This is a genomic window from Kineosporia sp. NBRC 101677 (assembly GCF_030269265.1).
Taxonomy (GTDB): Bacteria; Actinomycetota; Actinomycetes; order Actinomycetales; family Kineosporiaceae; genus Kineosporia; species Kineosporia rhizophila.
Genome location: NZ_BSTA01000006.1, coordinates 120,903 through 142,265, shown reverse-complemented (window position 1 = coordinate 142,265; position 21,363 = coordinate 120,903). Strand labels below are relative to the sequence as shown.

Here is a 21,363-nt window from a genome sequence, read left to right as displayed (position 1 = left end):
TCGCACGGGCGCCCACGACGCTAGAAGCTCAACTCGACTTGAGGTCAAGGGGCTCGGGGGGCGAACTGCTGCTGCCCGAGAACGGCCAGCAGGGCCAGCTTCTCGCTGGCCTCGGTGCGCGGGGCGGCGGTGAGCACCAGCAGGGTCTGGCCCTGGTCCTCGGTGAACAGGGCCTGGCAGTCCAGTTCGATCCGGCCGACCTCGGGGTGCAGGAGCACCTTGTGGTCGGCGAAGCGCCGGGCCACCTCGTGCCGCTGCCACAGTTCGGTGAACTCGGAACTGACCTTGTGCAGGGCCCGCACCAGAGCCCCGGCGCGGGAGTGCTCCCCGCCCAGGCCGTAGCTGGCCCGCAGGCCGGAGACCAGCGCGCGGGCCTGGTGGTCGTGGTCGCCGGGCTCGTACACCTCGCGCTCGGCCGGGTCGGTGAACCACCGGTAGATGCCGCTGCGGGCCAGCCCGGTGTGCTTCGACTGGTCGCCGTGCAGGGCCAGGGAGAGGTGGTTCTGGACCAGGGTCTCGCTCAGGCTCGACAGGATCAGGGCGGGGGTGTTGTCGAGCCGGTCCATCACCCGCAGCAACCCCGGGGCCACGTGCGTGTCCAGGGGGCTGCGGTCCGGGGCGGACTGACCGGCCAGCCGGTACAGGTAGTCGCGCTCGTCGTTGTCCAGGCGCAGGGCCCGGGCCAGCGAGGCCAGCATCTGCTCGGAGGGCTGCCGGCTGCGGGCCTGCTCCAGGCGCACGTAGTAGTCGGTGGACATTCCGGCCAGCAGGGCCACCTCGTCCCGGCGCAGGCCCGCAGTACGCCGGCGGGGGCCCGTGCTGAGGCCGACGTCCTCGGGACGCAGACCGTCGCGGCGGGTGCGCAGGAACTCGGCCAGGGTGGTGCGATCCATGCCCTCACCATCTCGCAGCTACGCGGGCCGAAACAGGGACCCGCGGTCCTACGAAACGAAGTCCTCTCCCGCCGTCCGGGCCGCCGCAGCAGGCTGACGGCCATGAACATCAGCGGAAACACCATCTTCGTCCCCGGCGCCACCTCCGGTATCGGCCTCGCCCTGGCCCTGCGGCTGCAGGCCGAGGGCAACACCGTCGTGATCGGCGGGCGCCGCACCGAACTGCTGGCCGAACTGGCCGACAAGCACGGTCTGGCCACCGTCACCGTGGACACCACCGACCCGGCCTCGGTGCTGGCCGCCCGCGACGAGGTGCTGCGCCGGCACCCGGACCTGAACGTCCTGATCGCGATGGCCGGGATCATGCTGGTCGAGGACGTGACGTCGGAGCAGTTCCTGGCCGGGGCCGAGCGCATCGTCGAGACGAACGTGCTGGGCCCGCTGCGCCTGGTCTCGGCCTTCGTCGGGCACCTGCAGACCCGCCCGCAGGCCGCCGTGCTCACTGTCTCCTCGGGCCTGGCCTTCACGCCGCTGGCCTTCACGCCGACCTACAACGGCTCGAAGGCCTTCGTGCACGCCTTCAGCGAGACCATCCGGCTGCAGCTGGCCGCCACCTCGGTCCAGGTGATCGAGCTGGTGCCGCCGGCCGTGCGCACCGAACTGCTGCCCGGCGGCTCGGACGTGGAGCAGTACATGCCGCTGGACGACTACGTGAACGAGACCGTGGCGCTGCTGCAGTCCCAGCCGCAGGCCAAGGAGATCCTCGTCGAGACGGTCAAGTTCCTGCGCTTCTCCGAGGTCGAGGGCCGCTACGACGCGGCGGTGACGGCCCTTAATCATCACTGACTGACTTTGCGGGTGAGCCAGGTCGAGCTCGGCCGCTGGAGAAGTGCGGTTCCCTCGGCGTGGGCCCAGGTCTGGTAGTCGCTGGAGTACAGGCGTTCACCCACCCAGTGGTAGTTCCCGGCGACCGCAGCGGGCTTGTGGGGGACGAAGTTCGCTGCGTCGTCGGTACTTCCGCTCCCGTCGTAGCGGGCCACCGTGGGATAGGGGTACACCGGACGGGTTCGGGTGCCGGCCGAGGCGGCCACCCGGGCCGGGGCCTGGCCGTTCTCGGCCCAGGCCATCACCGGGCTGAAAATGTCGAAGGTGTTGGGGCCCTCGCCCCCTCCGCAGTGGGCCACGCCGGGGAACAGGTACAGCTTGGTGAAGGAGTCCACGGTGCGCGGGCCCATCGCCTCACGCATGGCGTCGTAGTAGGCCAGCGTCGAGCGCGGCGCGATGTGCTGGTCGTTCCAGCCGTGCCAGAGCACGAGTTTGCCACCGCTCTTAAGGAATTCGCTCAGGTCCGGGTCCAGGGCCGACATGTACGCGGACGACTGCACGGTCTTCCAGAACTCGCTCACAGTGAACTTCAGGTCGCTCAGCTGGAAGTCGGGGTCCTGGGCGCCCGGGAAGGCCAGGTAGCGCAGGTACGAGAGGGCGAAGTTCTCGCTCGCGACGCGCTGGCCCTGGGCGGTGGGAACGAACAGTGTCCACTCCAGTTCGGATCCCCACTCGTGCCCGACGGCCGGTTCCAGACGGCGGCCTTTCGCGTCGGTGGCCCCGTCATGCAGACGGCGCACCACGTTCGCCTCGGCCTTGCTCAGGCAGCCACTGGGATCCTGCCCATCACGACAGACAATTGAGGACGGGTCGAAAGCGCACCTACGGGGGTCGTCGATCACGCCGTCCTTGACGCCGTCAATGGCGTCGCACGTGGCCAGCACCGCGGTGTGGATCAGCGGGAGTTTCCCGGCCAGCAAAATGTACTTGCCGTCGGCGTCGAGGTTGGCGACCACGTTCCAGGCGTGGTGGTAGGTGTTCTGTACGGCCATGTTGTTGGCCGGGGCACCCGCGGCGATGCCGTCGAAGTCGTCGGGGAAGCGCTGGGCCTCCATCAGGGCTTCGCGGCCGCCGTCGGAGCAGCCGGTGAAGTACGAGTAGGCGATCTTGTGGTGGTAGAAGCGGGTGATCACCGCCTTGGCCACTACGCTGGTGAGATGCACGCTGCGGTAGGCGAAGTCGATCTGCGCCTGCGGGTTGGCCAGGGCCCAGGAGCCGTCCGGCTGCCCCTGGTGGCCCATGTCGGTGGTGGCGCTGGCCACCGTGCCGTCGCGCACCGGCGGGCAGGTGGAGGCCTGGGTGAAGTTGATGTTCGCGCTGCCGCACAGGCCGCCGCAGCCGGTCTGCACGTAGCGCTGGGTCCAGCCGTTCACCGGCAGCCGCAGCACGATCGTGCTGGCGGGGGCGATGGTGCCGCGCACCTCGCAGTACGGGGCGGCGGTGCCGGTGGTGACGACGGCCGCCGACTGCCAGGTCACTTTCGTTCCCGCGGCCCGGTCCACGTCCAGTTCGGTGACGTCCGCGCAGTCCATGGCCGGGGGCAGGGCCTTGAGGTCGGACGATTCGGCCTGTGCGGTGGCGGTATTCAAGGCCGACAAGGAGACGGTGGTCAGCACCAGCGCGGCGGTCAGGGCGAGGCGGCGAACCGCTCGTGGGCCGAAGATCGGAAACCGGTGCATGAAGGCCTCCTCGTGGGCGCCGTCGCCCAGTTCGGTCTGGTTCCAGCGACCGTAACCGCCGTGCGGAGATTGTTACAAGTAGTGTGGACACGATTGTTGACAGTTTCTGGACAGGCTCAGGAGGGGTAGTGGCGACGGACTACGAGGGCGCCGCCGGCACGCAGGTGGCCGGCCAGGCTCTGCGCGAGGCCATCGGCCGGGGTGACCTGGCGCCCGGTCAGCGGCTGGTCGAGGCGGAGCTGGCCGAGCTGCACGGGGTCACCCGGGCCAGCCTGCGAGCAGCGCTGATCGACCTCACCGCCGAGGGGCTGGTGGAGCGCATCCCCAACCGCGGCGCGCGGGTGCGGGTGGTCTCGGTGGCCGAGGCGGTCGCCATCACCGAGTGCCGGATGGTCCTGGAGGGCCTGTGCGCGGCGCGGGCGGCCCGGCTCGCCACCGACGCCGAGGTCGAGTCGCTGCTGGAGATCGGGGGCCGGATGCGGGCGGCGGTCACCGGTGGTGAGCCGGTGAAGTACTCCGAGCACAACCGCGAACTGCACCGCCGCATCCGGGAGATCGCCGATCAGCCGGTGGCGGCGTCCGTGCTCGATCGCCTGAACGCCCAGCTGGTGCGCTTCCAGTTCCGGCTCTCGCTGCGCCCCGGCCGCCCGCAGGTCTCGCTGGGCGAGCACCTGGCCATCATCGACGCGATCGCGGCCCGGGACCCGGAGGCGGCCGAGGCGGCTGCGCGCGCCCACCTGAGCAGTGTCATCGCCGCCCTGCAGGAGAGCGAAGGCTGACCCGCACCCGGCGCTACGACGCTACGACGAGCGATCGATGCGGTAGACAACGTGGGTGGCCAGGGGTGAGGCCGCCACGTCGACGGGCTCGGCCCTGAATTCGCGGACGCCGTCGAAGAGCCGCTCGCCGCTGCCCAGCAGCACGGGGGCGGTGCTGAGCATGATCTCGTCGATGATCCCGCGCTGCAGGCCCTGCCGGACGGCGCTCGCCCCGCCGGCGATGGTGACGGTCTGCTCGCCGGCTGCGGCCTCCGCTTGCTCGAGTGCCTCGTCGAAGTCGCTGACGAAGTGGAAGGTGGTGCCGCCCGCCATCTCGATCGGTTCGTGCGGGTGGTGGGTGAGGACGAAGACGGGTGCGTGGTAGGGCGGCTCGTCACCCCACCAGCCGCGCCAGTCGGAGTCGCCCCACTCGCCGCGGACCGGCCCGTACATGTTGCGGCCCATGACGAAGGCGCCGCGCGGTCCCATGAGCCGCTGGTTCATGCGGCGGTCGGCGTCGTTCGTGGGCTCGCCGAGGTGCCAGCGGTGCACCTCGATCCCGTTGGTGCCGAGCGGGTTCTCCTGGCTCTGGTCCGGGCCGGCGACGAAGCCGTCGAGGGAGATGGACAGGTGTGCGGTGACAAGAGACATGCCCTTGCAGACTGCGGCCGGCCGCCGATCTCATCGCACCGTCTGCGCACTGTCGAACAAATGGTTGACACGATTGTTGACAATCTCTAGCGTTCGCAGCGAACCCCCGGGCGCGTCCACTCAAGGAGGAGCTATGCACCCCCAGGTATCCCGAGCCCCCTCAGCCGCCGCCGGCACCGAACGAGGGCGGATCTCGCGCAAGGCTCTGCTGGCCGGTGGACTGGCCACGGCACTCCTGCTGGCCGCCTGCGGCAGTGACGACTCCGGCGACGCGGGCTCTTCGGACGACGGCACCACCGACATCTCCGTCGGGGCCATCCCGATCGTCGACGTGGCCCCGCTGTACCTCGGCGTCGAGAAGGGCTTCTTCGACCAGCAGGGCCTGAAGCTCAAGATCGAGACCGCCCAGGGCGGGGCCGCCATCGTGCCCGGCGTGGTCAGCGACCAGTTCCAGTTCGGCTTCAGCAACACCACCTCGCTGCTGCTCGCCGCCTCGAAAGGGCTTCCGCTGAAGGTGGTCACCTCCGGGGTCGCCACCACCGGCAAGGACGGGGCCGACTTCGGGGCCGTCGTGGTGGCCGAGGACAGCGCGGTGAAGACCGCCGCCGACCTGGCCAGCAAGCGGGTCGCGGTCAACACCCTGAACAACATCAACACCACCACGGTGAACAAGGCGGTGCGCGACGCCGGGGGTGACCCCAGCGGGATCAGCTACGTGGAACTGCCCTTCCCCGACATCCCGGCCGCCATCGCCAAGGGCGACGTCGACGCCGGACAGGTCGTCGAGCCGTTCCTGACCGTGGCCCAGAACCAGGGAATGCGGCAGGTGGCGTCCAACTACGTGGCCACCCACCCCGAACTGACCATCGCCGCGTACTTCACCTCCGCCAACTACGCCAAGGCCAACGCGGAGACCGTCACCAAGTTCACCACCGCGATGAACGAGTCGCTGGCCTACGCCGACAGCCACCCGGACGAGGCCCGGGCGATCCTCAGCACCTACACCGAGATCGACCCCGCCGTGCAGGAGGCCGTCACCCTGCCCAAGTGGCCCAGCCAGGTCAGCGAGGAGTCGGTGAACGCGCTGTCCGAACTGGCCGTGCAGGACAAGCTGATCACCTCCGCCCCCGACATCTCCCAGCTGCTGCCGTGAACCGCTGGGCCCGGGCCGGGCTCGGCGTGCTCGGCCTGGTGATCGTCGCCGCCGTCGTGGAGGTGCTGCCACGCAGCGGCCTGGTCGACCGGGACTACCTGCCCCCGGCCAGCGACATGGCCTCCGCCCTGGGCACGCTGGTGCAGGAGAGTTCCTTCTGGACGGCGCTCGGCGACACGATGCGCGGCTGGGCCCTGGGCCTGGCCGTGGCGATGCTGATCGGCGTGAGCGGCGGCATCGTCATCGGATCCGTGCCCGTGCTCAGGGAGTTCACCGCCTCGACGATCGAGTTCCTGCGGCCGATCCCCTCGGTGGCCCTGATCCCGCTGGTCGTCCTCATCTTCGGCAGCCGGCCGCAGTCCGCACTGACCCTGGTGGTGTACGCGGCCACCTGGCAGATCCTCATGCAGGTGCTCTACGGCGTGGCCGACGTGGACCCGGTGGCCCGGGACACCGCCCGCTCGTACCGGTTCTCGCGCTGGAGCATCGCCCGCAACGTGGTCTGGCCGACCGCCCTGCCCTACGTGGTCACCGGTTTCCGGCTGGCCGCGGCGGTCGCGCTGATCCTGGAGATCACCGCCGAACTGGTGATCGGGGTGCCCGGGCTGGGCAAGACCATCGGGGTCGCCCAGTCCTCCGGCGCCGTGTCCCAGACGTACGCCCTGGTCATCGCGGTGGGCCTGATCGGGGTCCTGGTGAACCTGGCCGCCCGCACGGCCGAGCGCAGGGTGCTGCGCTGGCACCCGTCGATCCGGAGGGAAACGGCATGAGGAAGCTTGCGCGGTCGGTGTCGGCCGCCCTCCTGCTGCCCGTCGTCCTGCTGAGCGTCTGGTGGATCGTCACCGCCGACAGCACGAACTTCTTCTGGCCGCCGCTGCGCGACATCCTCGGCACGTTCGGCGAGACCTGGATGCACGGGCGCATTTCCACCGATGTCTTGCCCAGCGTCACCCGGCTGGCGGTCGGCTATCTGCTGGCCCTGGTCCTGGGTGTCACCGCCGGCCTGTTCATCGGCCTGTCGGCCGTGCTGCGGGCCCTGAGCGAGCCGGCGCTGGAGTTCTTCCGGGCCGTCCCGCCCCCGGTCCTGGTGCCGATCATCGCCCTGTTCACCGGCTACACCGGGGCCACCTCCAAGATCGTCACGATCGCGCTCGGCTGCCTGTGGCCGGTCCTGCTCAACACGGTCGAGGGGGTGCGAGCGGTGGACGAGGTACTGCTGGACACCGCCCGCAGCTACCGGATGAGCCGGCGCAGCACCCTGGTCCACGTCATCCTGCGCAGCGCCAGCCCGCAGATCGCCGCCGGGGCCCGGCAGGGCCTGTCCATCGCCGTCATCCTCATGGTGATCAGTGAGATGTTCGGCGCCAACCACGGTCTGGGCGCCAGCGTCGTGCAGTTCCAGCGCAGCTTCGCCGTGCCCCAGATGTGGACCGGGATCATCGTGCTCGGCCTGCTCGGCGTGACCCTGTCCGTGATCTTCCGCATCGTCGAGAACCGCGCGCTGGCCTGGTACCGGGGCCTGCGCCAGGCCGACCGAGGAGCCTGAACCGATGGAAAAGACCGCCGAGAAGACCGTGCCGAAGAACCCGCCGGGCCGGCTGCCCGCCCTGGAGGTCGAGGGCCTGCACAAGGTCTACGACGGGCACGGCCGCCGGGTCGAGGCGATCCGCGACCTGACGTTCTCCGTGCAGCGCGGCGAACTGGTCTGCGTCGTCGGCCCTTCCGGGGCAGGCAAGACCACCCTGCTGCGCTGCATCGCCGGCCTGCTCGACTCCACCCGCGGCGAGGTCCGGCTGGACGGCCAGCGCGTGACCGGGCCGCCGCCGGGCATGGCCGTGGTCTTCCAGGAGTACGGGCGCAGCCTCTTCCCCTGGATGACGGTGCAGCAGAACGTGGAACGACCGCTGATCGAGAAAGGGCTGGGCAAGCAGGAACGCCGGCGGCTGGTCCAGGAGGCCGTGAACGCGGTCGGTCTGGGTGACAGCCTGGCGGCGCACCCGTGGCAGCTCTCGGGCGGTATGCAGCAGCGGGTCGCCATCGCCCGGGCCGTCGCCTACGAGCCCTCCGTGCTGCTCATGGACGAGCCGTTCGCCGCCGTGGACGCCCAGACCCGGGCCGACCTGGAAGACCTGGTGCGCTCGCTGTGGCAGCGTCTGGGGGTGACCGTCCTGTTCGTCACCCACGACATCGACGAGGCGATCTACCTGGGCCAGCGGGTGCTGGTGCTGTCCAACCGGCCCACGGTCGTCCTCGAGGACGTCACCGTCGACCTGCCCGACCAGCGCGACCAGCTGCAGACCCGTTCGGCGCCGCGGTTCGGGCAGTTGCGCGGGCACGTCTACGAACTGATTCAGAAGGCGAAACAGGGCTACCGGCCGGAGGAACGATGAACGAGTACCAGGAACGGGTGCGGGACGTGGCGCACCTGAGCGCCGTCGAGCTCTTCACCCCTGATCTCGAGGCCACCGTGGACTTCTTCGTGCGGCTGATGTCGCTGGAGGAGGTCGGCCGCCGGGACGGGGTGGTGTTCCTGCACTGCTGGGACGACTACGAGCGCGTCACCCTACGGGTGGTGGCTCGCGAGCAACCGGGCATCGGGCGCACCTGGCTGCGCACCACCTCACCGCAGGCCCTGGAACGCCGGGTCGCCGCGCTGGAAGCGGCCGGGGCGAAAGGCCAGTGGGTGGAGGGGGAGGCCGGTTTCGGGCGCACGTACGAGGTCGAGGACCCGGACGGGCACGTGCTGGCGCTGTACTGGGAATCCGAGCGCTACCGTGCCCCCGAGGGGCGGGGCCCGGCGCTGAAGAACCAGGCCGCGCCGTTCCCCGGGCGGGGCGCGAACGTGCGGCGCCTGGACCACATCAACTTCCTGGCCGCCGACGTCAGCCGCAACGGCACCTTCCTGGCCGAGGCCCTGGGTGCGCGCCTGAGCGAGCAGATCGTCACCGACGAGGGCCAGCAGGCGGCCGGCTGGTACACCTTCACCGACAAGTCCTACGACCTGGTCCACACCGGCGACTGGACCGGCGCGAACGGCCGCCTGCACCACATCGCCTTCGCCACCGACACCCGCGAGGACATCCTGCGCGCGTGCGACGTGTTCCTGGAGGCGGGCATCTTCATCGAGACCGGCCCGCACAAGCACGCCATCCAGCAGACGTTCTTCCTGTACGTGTACGAGCCGGGCGGCAACCGGGTGGAGCTGTGCAACGCCGGGGCGCGGCTGCTGCTGGCCCCCGACTGGGAGCCGATCACCTGGACTCCGGCCGAGCGGGCCAAGGGTCAGGCCTGGGGCCTGCAGACGATCGCCAGCTTCCACACCCACGGCACACCACTGGTCCAGGTTCCCCTTCCCTGAGCCGGCCGACCGACCGAGAGGAGGCCGACGTGCCCGTCGTCGTCCGCAACACCCCGCGCACCCCGCTGGAGATCGTCGATGCCTTGGCCGAACTGGGCGTGGCCACGGTGCACGAGGCGCAGGGCCGCACAGGTCTGATGGCCGAGCGGCTGCGCCCGGTCTACCGGCCCGCTCGCGTCGCCGGCACGGCCCTGACCTGCACGGTGGCCCCCGGGGACAACTGGAGCATCCACGTGGCGGTCGAACAGGCCCGGCCGGGAGACCTTCTCGTGGTCACCCCGACCAGCCCGTCGCACGCCGGGTACGTCGGTGACCTGCTGGCCGAGAGCCTGCGCGCGCACGGTGTGCGGGGGCTGGTCATCGACGCCGGGGTACGGGACGTGGCCACGCTGACCCAGATGCAGTTCCCGGTCTGGTCGGCGGCCGTGTTCGCCCAGGGCACGGTCAAGCAGACGGTCGGAGACGTGCAGGTGCCGGTGCGCTGCGCCGAGGCGCTGGTGCACCCGGGGGATGTCGTGGTCGCCGACGACGACGGTGTGGTCGTGGTGCCCCGGCAGGAAGCGGCCGAGGTGCTGGCCCGGGCGCAGGAGAGGGAGGCGCGCGAGGTGGACAAGCGCGAGCGGTTGCGGGCCGGAGAGCTGGGCCTTGACATCTACGGAATGCGGGAAGCGCTGGCCGAGAACGGCTTACGCTACATCGACTGGTCCCCGGGGCAGTCGTGAACCAGATCGCCGTACCGGGGGCGCTCATGCGCGGCGGAACGTCGAAGGGCCTGGTGCTCAATGCGGACGACCTGCCGGGCGACGCCGCCGCCCGTGATGCCCTGCTGCTGGCCGCCATGGGTTCACCCGACGTCCGGCAGATCGACGGAGTGGGCGGCGCGCACCCGCTGACCTCGAAAGTGGCCGTGGTGAGCCGGTCCACACGGTCCGGCGTGGACGTGGAGTACCTGTTCCTACAGGTCTGGCCGGACCGGCCGGAGGTCTCCGACAGCCAGAACTGCGGCAACATGCTCGCCGCGGTCGGGCCGTTCGCCATCGAGACCGGTCTGGTGGCCGCGCGCGACGGGGTCACCCCGGTGCGGATCTGGATGACCAACACCAGTTCCCTGGCCACCGCTCACGTCCCCACCCCCGGCGGCGAGGTGACCTATGCCGGAAACGCGAGCATCGACGGGGTTCCCGGCATGCATGCGCCGATCCTGATCGAGTTCGCCGACCTGGTCGGCTCCAGCACCGGTGCGCTGCTGCCGACCGGCCGTCCTCGCGACCGGATCGCCGGGTTCGACGTGACCTGCATCGACAACGGGATGCCGGTGGTCTGCCTGCGGGCCGCCGACCTGGGCCTGGGCGGGCAGGAGACACCGGCGCAGATCGAGGCCAACGCAGAAGTGCGGGCCGCCGTGGAGAGGGTTCGCCTGGCTGCCGGCCTACTGATGAACCTGGGCGACGTCACCGATCAGACGGTGCCGAAGATGAGCCTGCTGTCGCCGCCGGCGCAGAGCGGTTCGATCTCCACCCGTACCCTCATCCCGCATCGGGTGCACGAGGCGATCGGTGTGCTGGGGGCCATCTCGGTGGCCACCGCCTGCCTGGTGCCCGACTCGATCGCCGCCGAACTCGCGCCGGAAAACCTGACGTCTAGCGGGCATGTCGAACTGAAGGTCGAACATCCCACCGGCTCGTTCACGGTCGGGCTGGATCTGGCCTCTGCGGAGTCCGGGAACGTGGTCGAGCGGGCCGGCCTGCTGCGTACGGCCCGGATGCTGATGCGCGGAGACGTACTGATTCCGCGGGAGACTCAATGATCATCGACTGTCACGGCCACTACACCACTGCCCCGTCCGCCCACACGGCCTGGCGAGAACAGCAACTGCAGGCCCGTGAGGCCGGCCGCCCCGAACCGGCCTATCCAGACATCGCCGACACCGACGTCCGTAAAAGCATTGAAGGCAACCAGTTGCGGCTGATGCTCGAACGCGGTGGCGACCTGACCCTGTTCTCGCCGCGGGCCTCCACGATGGGCCATCACCTGGGGGATCTGCAGGCCAGCATCTCCTGGACGCAGGTCAGCAACGATCTGGTGGCGCGGGTCGCCATGCTCTTTCCTGAGCACTTCGCCTGCGTCGCGCAACTGCCGCAGAGCCCAGGGCAAACAGTGGACGCCTGTGTCGCCGAAGTCCGCCGGGTCGCCGAACTGGGTTTCGTGGGGGTGAATCTCAACCCCGACCCCAGCGGTGGGCACTGGAGCGCGCCGCCGCTGACCGACCGCTACTGGTACCCGCTGTACGAGGCGTTGTGTGAGGAACAGTTCCCGGCCATGGTTCACGTCTCGGCCAGCCAGAACCCGGCCTTCCACGCCACCGGCGCGCACTACCTCAACGCCGACACCACCGCCTTCATGCAACTGGTGCAGGGCAACCTCTTTGCCGACTTCCCGCAGTTGCGGCTGGTGATCCCGCACGGTGGGGGAGCGGTGCCCTACCACTGGGGCCGCTACCGCGGGCTGGCCGACATGCTCGGCCGGCCCGACCTGAACGAACATGTCATGAACAACGTCTTTTTCGACACCTGCGTGTATCACCAGCCGGGCATCGACCTGCTGCTGAACGTGATCGACCCCACGAACATCCTGTTCGGCTCCGAGATGGTCGGCGCCGTGCGGGGAATCGATCCGGCCACCGGCCACTACTTCGACGACACCAAGCGCTACGTCGAGGCCGCAGCCCTCAGCGACCAGGAGAGGCGGGCCATCTACAGCGATAACGTGCGCCGGGTGTACCCGCGGCTGGACCAGATGCTGGCCGCGCGTTCGTAGCCCAGTGCGCTGGGCAAGCCGGGGGAAGGCCGCTGCACTGCGTGACCGCGGCGCCGCTCGACCACCTGGCTGGTGGGCGCTCATGCCTGGCCGGCAGCGACCGATCCGGCCTCTGTCGTGCTCGGCCGTACGCGTCCTGAGGGGTCGGTCATGGAACTGCTGATCTGGGCACTGGTGTTCGGTAGTGCCGTATGGGTGGGTATGGACGCCTCGCGCCTGGGCGCCCACCGGGGCCGGCTCGGCGGCGGCTTCCTCGACATGGGACCGGTGGCCTGGTTCCTCGTGGTCTGGCTGTTCTGGATCATCGGGATGCCCTGCTACTTGGCCACCCGCGGCCGCCTTGTCGAGGCGCAGCGCCGTGCGCAGACCTTCTGGCCCCAGCAGGGCGGCTACCCCGGTCAGCCCTACCCACCTGGCCCATATGTCCCGCCCGGCTCTTATGGCGGGGGAGCCCAGCCCTGGGGGGCCCCGGCGCCGCCGCAGCACTACCAGCCCTATCCGCCCCAGCCGGTCGCGTACTACCCGCCCAGCTACCAGCAGTCCAACCCACCGAACGCTCCGGGAGCCTTCCCGCCGCCGCAGGGGCAACCAATGCCTGCTCCACCGCAGGCCGCGCCACCGGTTCAGCCTTCCTACGAGAGCGGAGCCGCGTACCAGGCCGAGCCCGAGTACCAGAACCAGGCTCCGAGGGTGATCTACCCGCCTCCCAAGGAGTAGCGAGCCCGGTCATTCAGGGGCGAGCAGCTGGTGCATGCGCCGTGGGATGAACTCCTTCAGCACCAGACTGGTGGCCGTCCGCCGGATCCCCCGCGCCTGCATGATGCGCTGGGTGATCCGGTAGACGTCGTCCGCGTCACGGGCCAGGATCTCGATCTGGAGGTCGCTGGGCCCGGAGATCGCCACGCACTCGACCACCTCTGGAATCGCGGCCAGGGTGTCGATCGTGTGCTCGAACTCCGACTGGTCGACCTCCGCGGTCACCAGTGCCCGCAGCGGCCGCTCCACGCTGGCCGGATACAGGCGGGTGCTGACCGGGGCCAGGTGATCCCCGTCGAACAGCCGGTTGGTGTGAGCCTGGGCCGTACCCCGGGCGATGCCCAGGTGCTCGGCCAGGTACTGGATGGTGGCGCGGGGCGTGCGGTCGAGCAGCCGCAGGATCCGCCCGTCGGTCGCGTCGATCTTGGCCAACCTGTCTCCCTGGTGATCATTGTGACCGGCAGATAGGGCCAAAAGGCCTGCTCATCTGCTCAGAATGTTCAGTGCTGGGTTCAAGTATTGCCCGTTTCTCGCATCATCTCGACACTTCGGTGATCGAAGCGACAAGCCCCCAGCACGAGAACCGGAGCCGGACCTTGGCCCACGTACGTGAACGACCGGCTCCGGTAGCCCCGTTCGGACACCCGCACCAGGCCGTCGGCGCCGTGGCGGTCGCCGCCTTCTGCACGGTGCTGGCCGGCGTCAACCTGCCCAACCCGCTGGTGCCTCTGTACGTCGACCGCTACGGACTGTCGCCGCTGGCCCAGTCCACGCTGTTCGGTCTGTACCTGCTGGCTCTCGTCCTGACCCTGGTGCTCATCCTCTCCCGCTCGGAACGCAACGCTGCCTCGGGCGAGCGGGCCGCGGCCATCTTGATGACGGCGCTGCTGCTGACCATCGCCGCCGACGTCCTCATGGTGTTCGGCGCCGAGGCCCTGCCCTTCCTCCTGGCCGGGCGCATGGTCTCCGGAGTCGGCGTGGCCCTGGCCACCGGAGCCTCAGCCACCCTGGCCCTCGCCGGGCTGGGGGAGCAGGCCCGCACAGTCGTCGCCTCCGGTGCGGTGATCGGCTCGCTCATCGGGAACGTCGGCGGCGGCTTGCTCGGATCGGTACTGCCCACTCCGCAGACGCTGGTGTTCGTCGCTCACCTGGCGCTCACCGCGCTCGTCCTGGCCGTGCTCGTGCTCCTGTCGCGCGCGCCCCGGTCGTCAGCGCCCAAGCCGCAGGCGGGGGAGCGCGGCGGCGCCTTGTGGAAAGCCGACTACGGCCCGCGGCACCGGGCCGCCGGGCTGCTGCTGGGCGCCATGGCCTGGAGTGCAGCCGGCGTGGTGCTGGCCCTGGTGCCGGGAGCCCTGCGTAGTGCCGTGCCGTCGATGTCGTTGCTGGCAGCGGTCTTTCCCGGCGGCGCGTTCCTCACCGCCGCGTGGGTGGGTCAGGTGATCTGTGGGCGGCGACTGCTGCGCATGCGGGCCTGGCAGCTGTCCATCCCCGTGGTCGGCGGCATGGCCATGATCGCGCTCGCCCTGGAAACCGCCGACCTCACCCTGCTCGTGGCGGGCGCCATCGTGTGCGGAAGCGGTCAGGGCCCGGCGTACAGCCTCGGTCTGGCCACCGTGACCCACGGCCTGAGCGCCGGGCACCAAGGACGATCGGCCTCCGTCTTCGCCGCCATCGCCTACGGAACCTGCGGTGTGGTCACCATTGCCACCGGTGCCCTGGCCCGGACGGTCGGCGTACCCTTGGCGGTCGAGGTCCTGACCGTGGTGCTGGCCGGGGTTGCCCTGATCGTCGCTGCCCTCGCCGGCCGGCCCCAGCCGATCCGTCCGCTCGCCAGCGCCTGACACGTATCGCGTCCGGCCGCTCACTACCCCGCTCAGACCCCCGTATCCGGATCGGTCCGGGCGGGGTGCTGGCGCCCAGCCACGCGCTCCGAGCTAAAACCTTTCGAACTGAGGACGGGTGTGAGCCTCGAAGCTGGTCGCGTACAGGCTGCTTTCGATCACCTCGGGCATCGGGTACGACGAGCCCGCGGGATCTCCATGACCGCAGGCCACCGCGAAAACGTTTCGGCTCCCGGAGGCCGGGTCGAGCTGTTGACACCCGCTGTTGGCCAACTGATGCTGAAAAGCACTATCTGCGCACCTCTCATCCCTGAGGAGACTCAGTGCGTATCAAAAAGTGGATCACCCATGCGCTCGCCGCCCTGATGGTGAGCGCTCCGATCGCGGTCGTCACCACCGCCGCCCCGGCCCAGGCCGTCGGCCCCGCGGTTCTTCCGGTCACCGTCACCAACAACACCGGGCGAGCAGAGGCCGTCCATCTGTATGTTCTCGGCACGAATCTGAACACCGGCCGCCTCGGCCACGTCAATCAGGCCGGTGTCTTCACGCCCTGGCCGGCCGGTTCGATCCCGCCGTCTCCCGCGCCCGACGTCGCCATCAGCGGCCCGGGCACCGGCGGCTCGGCGACAATCCGCTTCCCGCGCGGGTTCTCCGGCCGGGTCTACTTCTCGCTGGGTGAGAAGCTCAAGCTGTTCCTGACGCCGGACGGCTTCGTCCAGCCGGCCCCCTGGACCAGCGCCGACCCCAACCGCAACATCCTGTTCGACTGGAGCGAGTTCACCTACAACGACGCCGGCCTCTGGCTGAACAGCACCCAGGTCGACATGCTGTCCGTGCCGCACGCGGTCACGGTCACCGGCGCCAACGGCGTCACCACCCGCACCGGCGACCTGGTGGCGGGTGGGCGCAACAAGGTGTTCAACGCGCTGCGGGCCCAGCCGGGCTGGGCCAACACCGTCTACACCAGGCCGGACGGCACCGTCCTGCGTGCACTGGCCCCCGGCAAGGCCTCGGAGACGGGGTTGCTCAGTTCTTCCTACCTCGACGCCTACATCACCTCAGCCTGGAACGCCTACACCAGCAAGACACTCACTGTGGTCCCGTTCGCCGGGCAGCCCGGCGTTCGCTACTTCGGGCGCACGTCCGGCAACGTCATGCGTTTCACCAATACAGCTGGCCAGACCGTCGCCACCTTCAACAAGCCGTCCTCGGCCTCGGTCTGGAACTGTGACCGGGACCTGTTCGCGCCCAACGACAACGTCGTGGGCCCGATCGCCCGCACTCTGTGTGCCGCCCTCAACCGCGGCACCCTGGGCACCGTCGACACCCAGCCCTCCACCGACGCCTCGCAGTTCTACCGCAACAGTGCACCCAACCACTACGCCCGGATCATGCACCAGAACATGGTCGACGGCCGGGCCTACGCCTTCGCCTTCGACGACGTGGGCAACTTCGAGTCGCTCGTGCACAACGGCGACCCGCGGGCGGCGAGCATCGTGCTGACGCCGTTCGGCTGAGCAGGTTCGCTGATCCGGTGACCTGGGAGTGTGGGCACCGACGCGCTCATGGTGCCCACACTCGTCCACTGTTTGAACTGCGTACTTACCGAAAAACTGCTTGCCGCAGGATTCGGCGAACACCGACCCTGGGCCGATGAACCTCGAAGATGCGGAACAGGTTTGGAATCGCGACGCATTCGTCATCTTGCCGGGTTTCCTGCCGAGGGCCGAGTTGACCGCGGCTGTTCAGACGCTGGATGAGCTGTTCCCGACGGCCGAGGGTCTTCATGGCGGCACCGATCCCCGGCGTGAGCGCTTCATCGGCGACGAGTTCGCCGGGATCGACACTTTCCCCTTCGCCAGTGCGCAGATCAGCCTGCTGGCCGTGCACTCCCGGATCCTGGACCTGGCCGAGACGCTGCTGCAGGACAAGGACATTCATCTCTACGGGGCGCAGGCCTGGGCCAAGTACACCGGTGCCTGTGACTACGACCAGCCCCTGCACCGTGACTACCTCAATCACACGATCCTGGTGCCCAGCACCACGCCCGGCTGCCGGCAGGTCGAGATGTTCGTCTACCTCTGCGATGTTCCCGACGAGCTCGGACCGCCGCATCTGGTCCCGCGCAGGCACACCGCCGACCTTCCTGCCGTGCCGAACTGGCTGCTACCGACAGAGCCGGACGCGGGCGACCGGTACACGGCTCGCGCCGATCCAGCGCTCTACGAGGCTGAGGTCAGCGCAGCCGGACCGGCCGGCACGGTCATCGCCTTCGAGCCGGGCACTTTCCACCGTGGTACCCAGCTCACCGCGCCTCGAGGCGCTCGATTCAGCATGCATCTGTGCTTCCGGCCTCTCAGCCTTCAGTGGGGGCAGCGCGACGGCTGGGCGGCGAAGAGTTTCACCCCCGAGTGGAACGATTTCGTCCCTCAGGCCGACCCGCGCCAACTCCAGGCTCTGGGCTTCCCGCCACCCGGGCATCCCTACTGGACCCCCGAGACCCTGGCCGGGATGGCCCTGCGTTACCCCCGGCTCGACCTTTCCCCGTGGAGCCCTCGACCCTCCTGAGTCTTCGGACTCCCAGGTGATCACTCGCTGTACAGTTTTTGGTCACTTGACCGGCGATAGTCTGGCACGGTGCTGTGTGGGAGGGCCCTGATGAGGGTCTCCCCGCTGCCCTCGTCCAGATCTTCTTTGTGAGGAAGCGTTTTCGTGGAGAATCCCGTTGTCGTCGTGGGGGCTGGGATTGCGGGCCTGGCCCTGGTCCGTGCGCTGCACCGCCGTGAAGTGCCGGCCGTTGCGCTGGAGCGACGCGAGCAACTGCCGTCGTCCGGTCTGGCCATCAACATCCCGGGCAACGGCATGACGGCCCTGTCTCATCTGGGGCTGACCGACGTGCTGGGGGAGACGGGAGCGCCGATTCAGCGCCGCGAGTACCGCGATTCCCGCGGAAAGCTGTTGTACGCGGTCGATGAGGCGGCGTTCTGGAGCGGCCGGGTGCCCAGCCGGATACTCGGGCGCCCTGAGCTGCTGCACGCTCTGGCGCAGGATCTGCCGTCTGAGGCGGTGCGGTTCGGGGCGGCGCCGGAGGCCTTCGAACAGGGGCCGGACGGCGTGACGGTTCAGCTGTCTGGGGGCGAAACGCTGCAGGGTGCGTTCCTGGTGGGCGCCGACGGTGTGGGATCGGCTGTGCGCAGGGCGTTCCTGGGTTCGGAGGGCCGCCGCACCGGGCTGCTGGCGCAGGCCAGCTGGCGCTTCATGGCTCCTGATCCGGGCGTCGCCTGCTTCACCGTCTGGCTCGGCCGGGGTCGTTCCTTCCTGGCTATTCCGGCTGGTGAGGGCCAGGTGTACTGCTTCGCCTCCGGTGTGGGTGGGGCCTCGGTCGCGGCGGACGAGAGCTGGCTGCAGGAGTCGTTCGAGGACTTCCCGGCGCCGGTGCGTTCTATCCTCGAGCACGTGCGTTCCGGTGGGATCAAGCTGCATCACTCGCCGATCGAGGAGGTGCGGATCCCGGCCTGGCATCAGGGACGGGTGGCGTTGATCGGTGACGCGGCGCACGCGACCGCCCCCGTGTGGGCCCAGGGGGCGGCGCTGGCGGTCGAGGATGCGCTGGTGCTGGCCGAGCTGCTGGATCAGGAAAAGGACTGGGCCGGGGTGGGCGCTGCTTACGATCAGCGGCGCCGGGCCCGGGTCGAACACGTTCAGCGGATGACCGACCGGGGCTCACGGGCGGCCGGGCTGCCGGACTGGCTACGCGGGCTGGTTCTGCCGCGGGTGGGCCCCTCTGCCTACCGTTCCACCTTCACCGAGCTGCGAGAGCCGGTGGTGTGACGAGTCGAGGGCCGCTGTGCGTGTCGCACAGCGGCCCTCGAACGAATGGTTCCCCCGGCGAAGAGGTCACTTCACCTCGGAGCGCATGAGCGCGACCAGGCCGATCGCCAGCGGCAGAGCCAGCCAGACGGCGCTGGTGACGGCCAGGTTCGCCCACTCCTCACCGCTGAGGTTCCCACCGAACAGGGCGCCCTGGGCGTAGTTGAAGTCCAGCCACCCCCGGCGCTCGTCGTACCAGGAGGCGTTGGCGGCCAGCAGTTCCGAGAGGCCGGGCAGCACCAGGGAGAAGACGAAGTAGCCGACGATGGCGCCGGCCGAGTTACGGATGACCACGCCGAGCATGAACCCCACGAGCATGCCGAGCGTGTTGCCGAGCACGATGTACAGCAGGTCGCTGACCGAGGCGTCCCAGGTGGCGTCCACCCCGGCCAGGGCGGAGCCGGCGACGTTGCCGAGCACGCCGATGACCATGGCCAGGACCATCGAGGTGACCGCGACGGTGAGGGTGGCGATCGCCTTGGCGGCCACCACCCGGCCGCGGTGCGGCACCAGGGTGAACGTGGTCAGGCCGCTGCGCTGGCTGTATTCGCTGGTCACGGACAGGACGGCGATCATCGGCAGGATGACGCTCATCGGGAAGCCGACGGCGCTGGCGAAGGAGGTGTAGGTGACGTCGGCGTCGGGGGCGAAGATGATGACCGCGACGGTGGCCAGGGTGGCGGTGATGGCGATGCTGGCCATCAGCCAGAAGCCGGAACGGGTGTCGAACATCTTGCGCAGTTCCACGCCGACCACGCGGCTCAGGGGGATGGGCCGGATCGGCCCGGCCTCCTCCAGCGCCACGCGCCGGGTACGCAGGGATGTCTCGGGCGTGCTGAGGGCGGCGGTGCTCATGCCACGGCTCCTTCGCGCTGGGTCTCGGCGGTCAGTTCCAGGAACATGTCTTCCAGGCCCGCCCCGTCGGCGGTGCGTAGTTCGGTGAGGGCGACCCCGACAGCCAGGGCGGTCTTGCCCACCAGTTCCGGCTCGGCGGAGGTGCGCAGGCCACCGTCGGGCAGGACCGTGGTGTCGAAACCGCTGCTGCGCAGAGCCCGTTCCAGCTCGGCCAGCCCCGACGAGGCACGCACGGTCGTCCCGGCTCGTTGCAGCAGAGAGGCTTTCGTGCCCGAGGCGACGATCCGGCCCTGCCCGATCACCACGAGGTCGTCGGCGATCACCTCGATCTCGTGCAGCAGGTGCGAGGACAGCAGCACGGTGCCGCCCTGGTCGGCGTACCCGCGCAGCAGGTCGCGCATCCAGCGGATACCGGCCGGGTCCAGGCCGTTGGCCGGCTCGTCGAGGATCAGCACCTGCGGGTCGCCGATCAGCGCGGTGGCGATGCCGAGGCGCTGGCGCATGCCCAGGGAGTAGTTGCGGACCCGACGGTCGGCCTCGCTGCTGGTGAGGCTGACCTGCTCGAGCATGGCTGCCACCCGCGAGCGGGGCAGGCCCATGGTCTGCTGGGCCACGGTGAGGATCTCCCGGCCGGTGCGCCCGGCGTGCTGGGCGGAGGCGTCCAGAAGAACGCCGACCTCGCGCCCCGGATTGGGCAGGTCGGCGTAGTGGCGCCCGAGGATGGTGGCCTGCCCGGCCGTGGCCTTGGTCAGGCCGACCAGGACGCGCATCGTGGTGGACTTCCCGGCCCCGTTCGGTCCGAGGAAGCCGGTGACGCGGCCCGGTTCGGCCGTGAAGGAGACGCTGTCGACGGCGGTGAAGCCGCCGTACTTCCGGGTGAGTGACTCGATCGAGATCATGAGGTTCAGCGTGGCGGTGGTCACAGGTGCGCCACATCGGGGAACACGCTGAGCCGCGCCCTGGAAGTCCTCAGGGTCGTCCCTGATCACCCCCTTCCGGGACGCGGACTGACAACGGTGCCAACAAACGTCCGAACGGCTTAGTACTGGGTGTATCTGATCCATTCGTAGCGGGCGGTCAGGGCCCGGCCGGGATAGGTGAACGGGCCGAGCCACTCGTCCACCCCGATGCCGGGCCACAGGTTGACCATGATGCGCTGCGGGTGGCTCGGCAGGGGGCCTCGTGAGCCGTCCTCCTGATGCACCAGCCGGCCGTCCACGAACCACTTGATGGTGCTCTCGCGCCACTCGATGGCGTAGTTGTGAAAGCCGGTGGAGGCGTCGAACCCCAGATCGATGACGCTCTCGTGCCCACCCACGCCGTCGGTGTAGTAGTTGGTCTGCATCTGGGTGGTGTTCCGGCCCAGGATCTCGACGTCGATCTCGTCCCACGGCTGGCCGTCGCTGGGGCCGGTGTAGGTGAAGAACGACGTGACGGTTCCGGGGCGTTTGACGGCCTTCATGCGTACCTCGAAACGCCCGTACGAATAGTGGGCGTTGGTGCGGTATTCGCCGGAGGCATACGGTTTGGCCGAGCAGCCGCTGGGGCAGGTGGCCGTGTCGAGGTTGATGGCCATGACGCCGCCGCTGTGCCGGATGTGGTCGGCGCGCCAGCCGGCGTTGAACACGCCGCCGTTGCTCCAGCCGTTCGCCTTGTGCCAGCGGCGGGTATCGAAACCGTTCAGGTGGTCGAGGAATCCACTGCCGGCGGCCGCCTGGGCCGGGGCGCTGGCGCTGGGGCTCACCACGGCGGTGAAGACGGCCAGCGTGGCCACGGCGGCGGCCCGGGCCAGACGGGGTCGGTTCCACTGCACGGTGATCTCCCGCCTGCTCTCGGCTACCCTGCGG

General features: G+C 69.6%; 21 protein-coding genes and 1 pseudogene. 15 read left to right on the top strand and 7 right to left on the bottom strand.

Annotated features, from left to right (window positions below; genetic code table 11):
- Positions 1-44: 44 nt before the first annotated feature.
- On the bottom strand, positions 45-893 hold the full coding sequence (locus QSK18_RS18675) for a helix-turn-helix transcriptional regulator (RefSeq protein WP_232809730.1): 849 nt from the start codon (positions 891-893) through the stop codon (positions 45-47).
- Positions 894-995: 102 nt separating this feature from the next.
- Between QSK18_RS18675 and QSK18_RS18670 the strand changes: the two genes are divergently transcribed.
- The gene (locus QSK18_RS18670) at positions 996-1,739 is read left to right on the top strand and encodes an SDR family oxidoreductase (RefSeq protein WP_232809731.1); all 744 of its coding nucleotides are present in this window, start codon (positions 996-998) and stop codon (positions 1,737-1,739) included.
- On the opposite strand, the gene QSK18_RS18665 is transcribed toward QSK18_RS18670, so the two are convergent.
- A complete protein-coding gene (locus QSK18_RS18665; RefSeq protein ID WP_285621091.1) occupies positions 1,733-3,457 on the bottom strand; it encodes a tannase/feruloyl esterase family alpha/beta hydrolase in 1,725 nt (574 codons plus the stop codon). The two genes, QSK18_RS18670 and QSK18_RS18665, sit on opposite strands and share 7 nt — an antisense overlap.
- 128 nt (positions 3,458-3,585) lie before the next feature.
- On the opposite strand from QSK18_RS18665, the gene QSK18_RS18660 reads away from it, so the two are divergent.
- Positions 3,586-4,236, top strand: a complete 651-nt coding sequence (locus QSK18_RS18660) for a GntR family transcriptional regulator (protein ID WP_232809732.1) — start codon at positions 3,586-3,588, stop codon at positions 4,234-4,236.
- A 21-nt stretch (positions 4,237-4,257) separates the two neighbouring features.
- Here QSK18_RS18660 and QSK18_RS18655 read toward each other — a convergent pair whose 3' ends face one another.
- Positions 4,258-4,866, bottom strand: coding sequence for a dihydrofolate reductase family protein (locus QSK18_RS18655; RefSeq protein ID WP_232809733.1), 609 nt, complete (start codon positions 4,864-4,866; stop codon positions 4,258-4,260).
- 133 nt (positions 4,867-4,999) lie between these two features.
- On the opposite strand from QSK18_RS18655, the gene QSK18_RS18650 reads away from it, so the two are divergent.
- The 9 genes from QSK18_RS18650 (at position 5,000) to QSK18_RS18610 (ending at position 12,911) form a co-directional block, all read left to right on the top strand.
- On the top strand, positions 5,000-6,019 hold the full coding sequence (locus QSK18_RS18650; RefSeq protein ID WP_285621077.1) for an ABC transporter substrate-binding protein: 1,020 nt from the start codon (positions 5,000-5,002) through the stop codon (positions 6,017-6,019).
- Entirely contained in the window at positions 6,016-6,789 is a 774-nt protein-coding gene (locus QSK18_RS18645) for an ABC transporter permease (protein ID WP_232809735.1), read from the top strand. Before QSK18_RS18650 ends, QSK18_RS18645 begins: the two co-directional genes overlap by 4 nt.
- Positions 6,786-7,565: an ABC transporter permease gene (locus QSK18_RS18640; protein WP_232809736.1), complete on the top strand. Its 780-nt coding sequence runs from the start codon at positions 6,786-6,788 to the stop codon at positions 7,563-7,565. The genes QSK18_RS18645 and QSK18_RS18640 overlap by 4 nt, the downstream gene beginning before the upstream one ends.
- Positions 7,566-7,569: 4 nt before the next feature.
- Positions 7,570-8,409, top strand: a complete 840-nt coding sequence (locus QSK18_RS18635) for an ABC transporter ATP-binding protein (RefSeq protein WP_232809737.1) — start codon at positions 7,570-7,572, stop codon at positions 8,407-8,409.
- Positions 8,406-9,377, top strand: coding sequence for a VOC family protein (locus QSK18_RS18630; protein ID WP_232809738.1), 972 nt, complete (start codon positions 8,406-8,408; stop codon positions 9,375-9,377). Before QSK18_RS18635 ends, QSK18_RS18630 begins: the two co-directional genes overlap by 4 nt.
- Positions 9,378-9,406: 29 nt before the next feature.
- The gene (locus tag QSK18_RS18625) at positions 9,407-10,099 is read left to right on the top strand and encodes a 4-carboxy-4-hydroxy-2-oxoadipate aldolase/oxaloacetate decarboxylase (protein WP_285621071.1); all 693 of its coding nucleotides are present in this window, start codon (positions 9,407-9,409) and stop codon (positions 10,097-10,099) included.
- Positions 10,096-11,184 carry a 4-oxalomesaconate tautomerase gene (locus QSK18_RS18620; protein ID WP_285621068.1) on the top strand — a complete coding sequence of 363 codons (1,089 nt, stop codon included), beginning with the start codon at positions 10,096-10,098 and terminating at the stop codon, positions 11,182-11,184. Before QSK18_RS18625 ends, QSK18_RS18620 begins: the two co-directional genes overlap by 4 nt.
- The gene (locus tag QSK18_RS18615; RefSeq protein WP_285621061.1) at positions 11,181-12,194 is read left to right on the top strand and encodes an amidohydrolase family protein; all 1,014 of its coding nucleotides are present in this window, start codon (positions 11,181-11,183) and stop codon (positions 12,192-12,194) included. The genes QSK18_RS18620 and QSK18_RS18615 overlap by 4 nt, the downstream gene beginning before the upstream one ends.
- Positions 12,195-12,344: 150 nt before the next feature.
- The gene (locus tag QSK18_RS18610) at positions 12,345-12,911 is read left to right on the top strand and encodes a hypothetical protein (protein WP_285621058.1); all 567 of its coding nucleotides are present in this window, start codon (positions 12,345-12,347) and stop codon (positions 12,909-12,911) included.
- Between the two features lie 9 nt (positions 12,912-12,920).
- On the opposite strand, the gene QSK18_RS18605 is transcribed toward QSK18_RS18610, so the two are convergent.
- Complete coding sequence (locus QSK18_RS18605) at positions 12,921-13,382, bottom strand: Lrp/AsnC family transcriptional regulator (protein WP_285621055.1); 462 nt, start codon at positions 13,380-13,382, stop codon at positions 12,921-12,923.
- A gap of 164 nt (positions 13,383-13,546) precedes the next feature.
- On the opposite strand from QSK18_RS18605, the gene QSK18_RS18600 reads away from it, so the two are divergent.
- From QSK18_RS18600 to QSK18_RS18585, 4 genes and pseudogenes are all read left to right on the top strand, one after another.
- Positions 13,547-14,791: an MFS transporter gene (locus QSK18_RS18600; RefSeq protein WP_285621052.1), complete on the top strand. Its 1,245-nt coding sequence runs from the start codon at positions 13,547-13,549 to the stop codon at positions 14,789-14,791.
- 323 nt (positions 14,792-15,114) lie between these two features.
- Positions 15,115-16,302: pseudogene (locus QSK18_RS18595) on the top strand (glycoside hydrolase family 64 protein); the annotation flags it as partial.
- 142 nt (positions 16,303-16,444) lie between these two features.
- Positions 16,445-17,359 (top strand): phytanoyl-CoA dioxygenase family protein, encoded by a 915-nt coding sequence (locus QSK18_RS18590; RefSeq protein ID WP_285621041.1) that lies wholly within the window; start codon positions 16,445-16,447, stop codon positions 17,357-17,359.
- A gap of 144 nt (positions 17,360-17,503) precedes the next feature.
- Positions 17,504-18,622 (top strand): FAD-dependent oxidoreductase, encoded by a 1,119-nt coding sequence (locus QSK18_RS18585; RefSeq protein ID WP_285621039.1) that lies wholly within the window; start codon positions 17,504-17,506, stop codon positions 18,620-18,622.
- A gap of 66 nt (positions 18,623-18,688) precedes the next feature.
- On the opposite strand, the gene QSK18_RS18580 is transcribed toward QSK18_RS18585, so the two are convergent.
- The 3 genes from QSK18_RS18580 to bglS all read right to left on the bottom strand — a co-directional run bounded on the left by QSK18_RS18580 (position 18,689) and on the right by bglS (position 21,308).
- Positions 18,689-19,516 (bottom strand): ABC transporter permease, encoded by an 828-nt coding sequence (locus QSK18_RS18580; protein ID WP_232809748.1) that lies wholly within the window; start codon positions 19,514-19,516, stop codon positions 18,689-18,691.
- Complete coding sequence (locus tag QSK18_RS18575; RefSeq protein WP_232809749.1) at positions 19,513-20,415, bottom strand: ABC transporter ATP-binding protein; 903 nt, start codon at positions 20,413-20,415, stop codon at positions 19,513-19,515. Before QSK18_RS18575 ends, QSK18_RS18580 begins: the two co-directional genes overlap by 4 nt.
- Before the next feature lie 140 nt (positions 20,416-20,555).
- Positions 20,556-21,308 carry a beta-glucanase gene (gene bglS / locus QSK18_RS18570; RefSeq protein ID WP_502894226.1) on the bottom strand — a complete coding sequence of 251 codons (753 nt, stop codon included), beginning with the start codon at positions 21,306-21,308 and terminating at the stop codon, positions 20,556-20,558.
- Positions 21,309-21,363: the final 55 nt, after the last annotated feature.

What these genes read in the sequence shown, in the direction of transcription:
- QSK18_RS18590 (WP_285621041.1), top strand. Translation starts at nt 16,445, where the DNA reads ATGAACCTCGAAGATGCGGAACAGGTTTGGAATCGCGACGCATTCGTC.
- QSK18_RS18665 (WP_285621091.1), bottom strand. Translation starts at nt 3,457, where the DNA reads ATGCACCGGTTTCCGATCTTCGGCCCACGAGCGGTTCGCCGCCTCGCC.
- QSK18_RS18650 (WP_285621077.1), top strand. Translation starts at nt 5,000, where the DNA reads ATGCACCCCCAGGTATCCCGAGCCCCCTCAGCCGCCGCCGGCACCGAA.
- QSK18_RS18580 (WP_232809748.1), bottom strand. Translation starts at nt 19,516, where the DNA reads ATGAGCACCGCCGCCCTCAGCACGCCCGAGACATCCCTGCGTACCCGG.
- QSK18_RS18655 (WP_232809733.1), bottom strand. Translation starts at nt 4,866, where the DNA reads ATGTCTCTTGTCACCGCACACCTGTCCATCTCCCTCGACGGCTTCGTC.
- QSK18_RS18635 (WP_232809737.1), top strand. Translation starts at nt 7,570, where the DNA reads ATGGAAAAGACCGCCGAGAAGACCGTGCCGAAGAACCCGCCGGGCCGG.
- QSK18_RS18610 (WP_285621058.1), top strand. Translation starts at nt 12,345, where the DNA reads ATGGAACTGCTGATCTGGGCACTGGTGTTCGGTAGTGCCGTATGGGTG.
- QSK18_RS18675 (WP_232809730.1), bottom strand. Translation starts at nt 893, where the DNA reads ATGGATCGCACCACCCTGGCCGAGTTCCTGCGCACCCGCCGCGACGGT.
- QSK18_RS18670 (WP_232809731.1), top strand. Translation starts at nt 996, where the DNA reads ATGAACATCAGCGGAAACACCATCTTCGTCCCCGGCGCCACCTCCGGT.
- QSK18_RS18630 (WP_232809738.1), top strand. Translation starts at nt 8,406, where the DNA reads ATGAACGAGTACCAGGAACGGGTGCGGGACGTGGCGCACCTGAGCGCC.
- QSK18_RS18640 (WP_232809736.1), top strand. Translation starts at nt 6,786, where the DNA reads ATGAGGAAGCTTGCGCGGTCGGTGTCGGCCGCCCTCCTGCTGCCCGTC.
- QSK18_RS18615 (WP_285621061.1), top strand. Translation starts at nt 11,181, where the DNA reads ATGATCATCGACTGTCACGGCCACTACACCACTGCCCCGTCCGCCCAC.
- QSK18_RS18575 (WP_232809749.1), bottom strand. Translation starts at nt 20,415, where the DNA reads ATGATCTCGATCGAGTCACTCACCCGGAAGTACGGCGGCTTCACCGCC.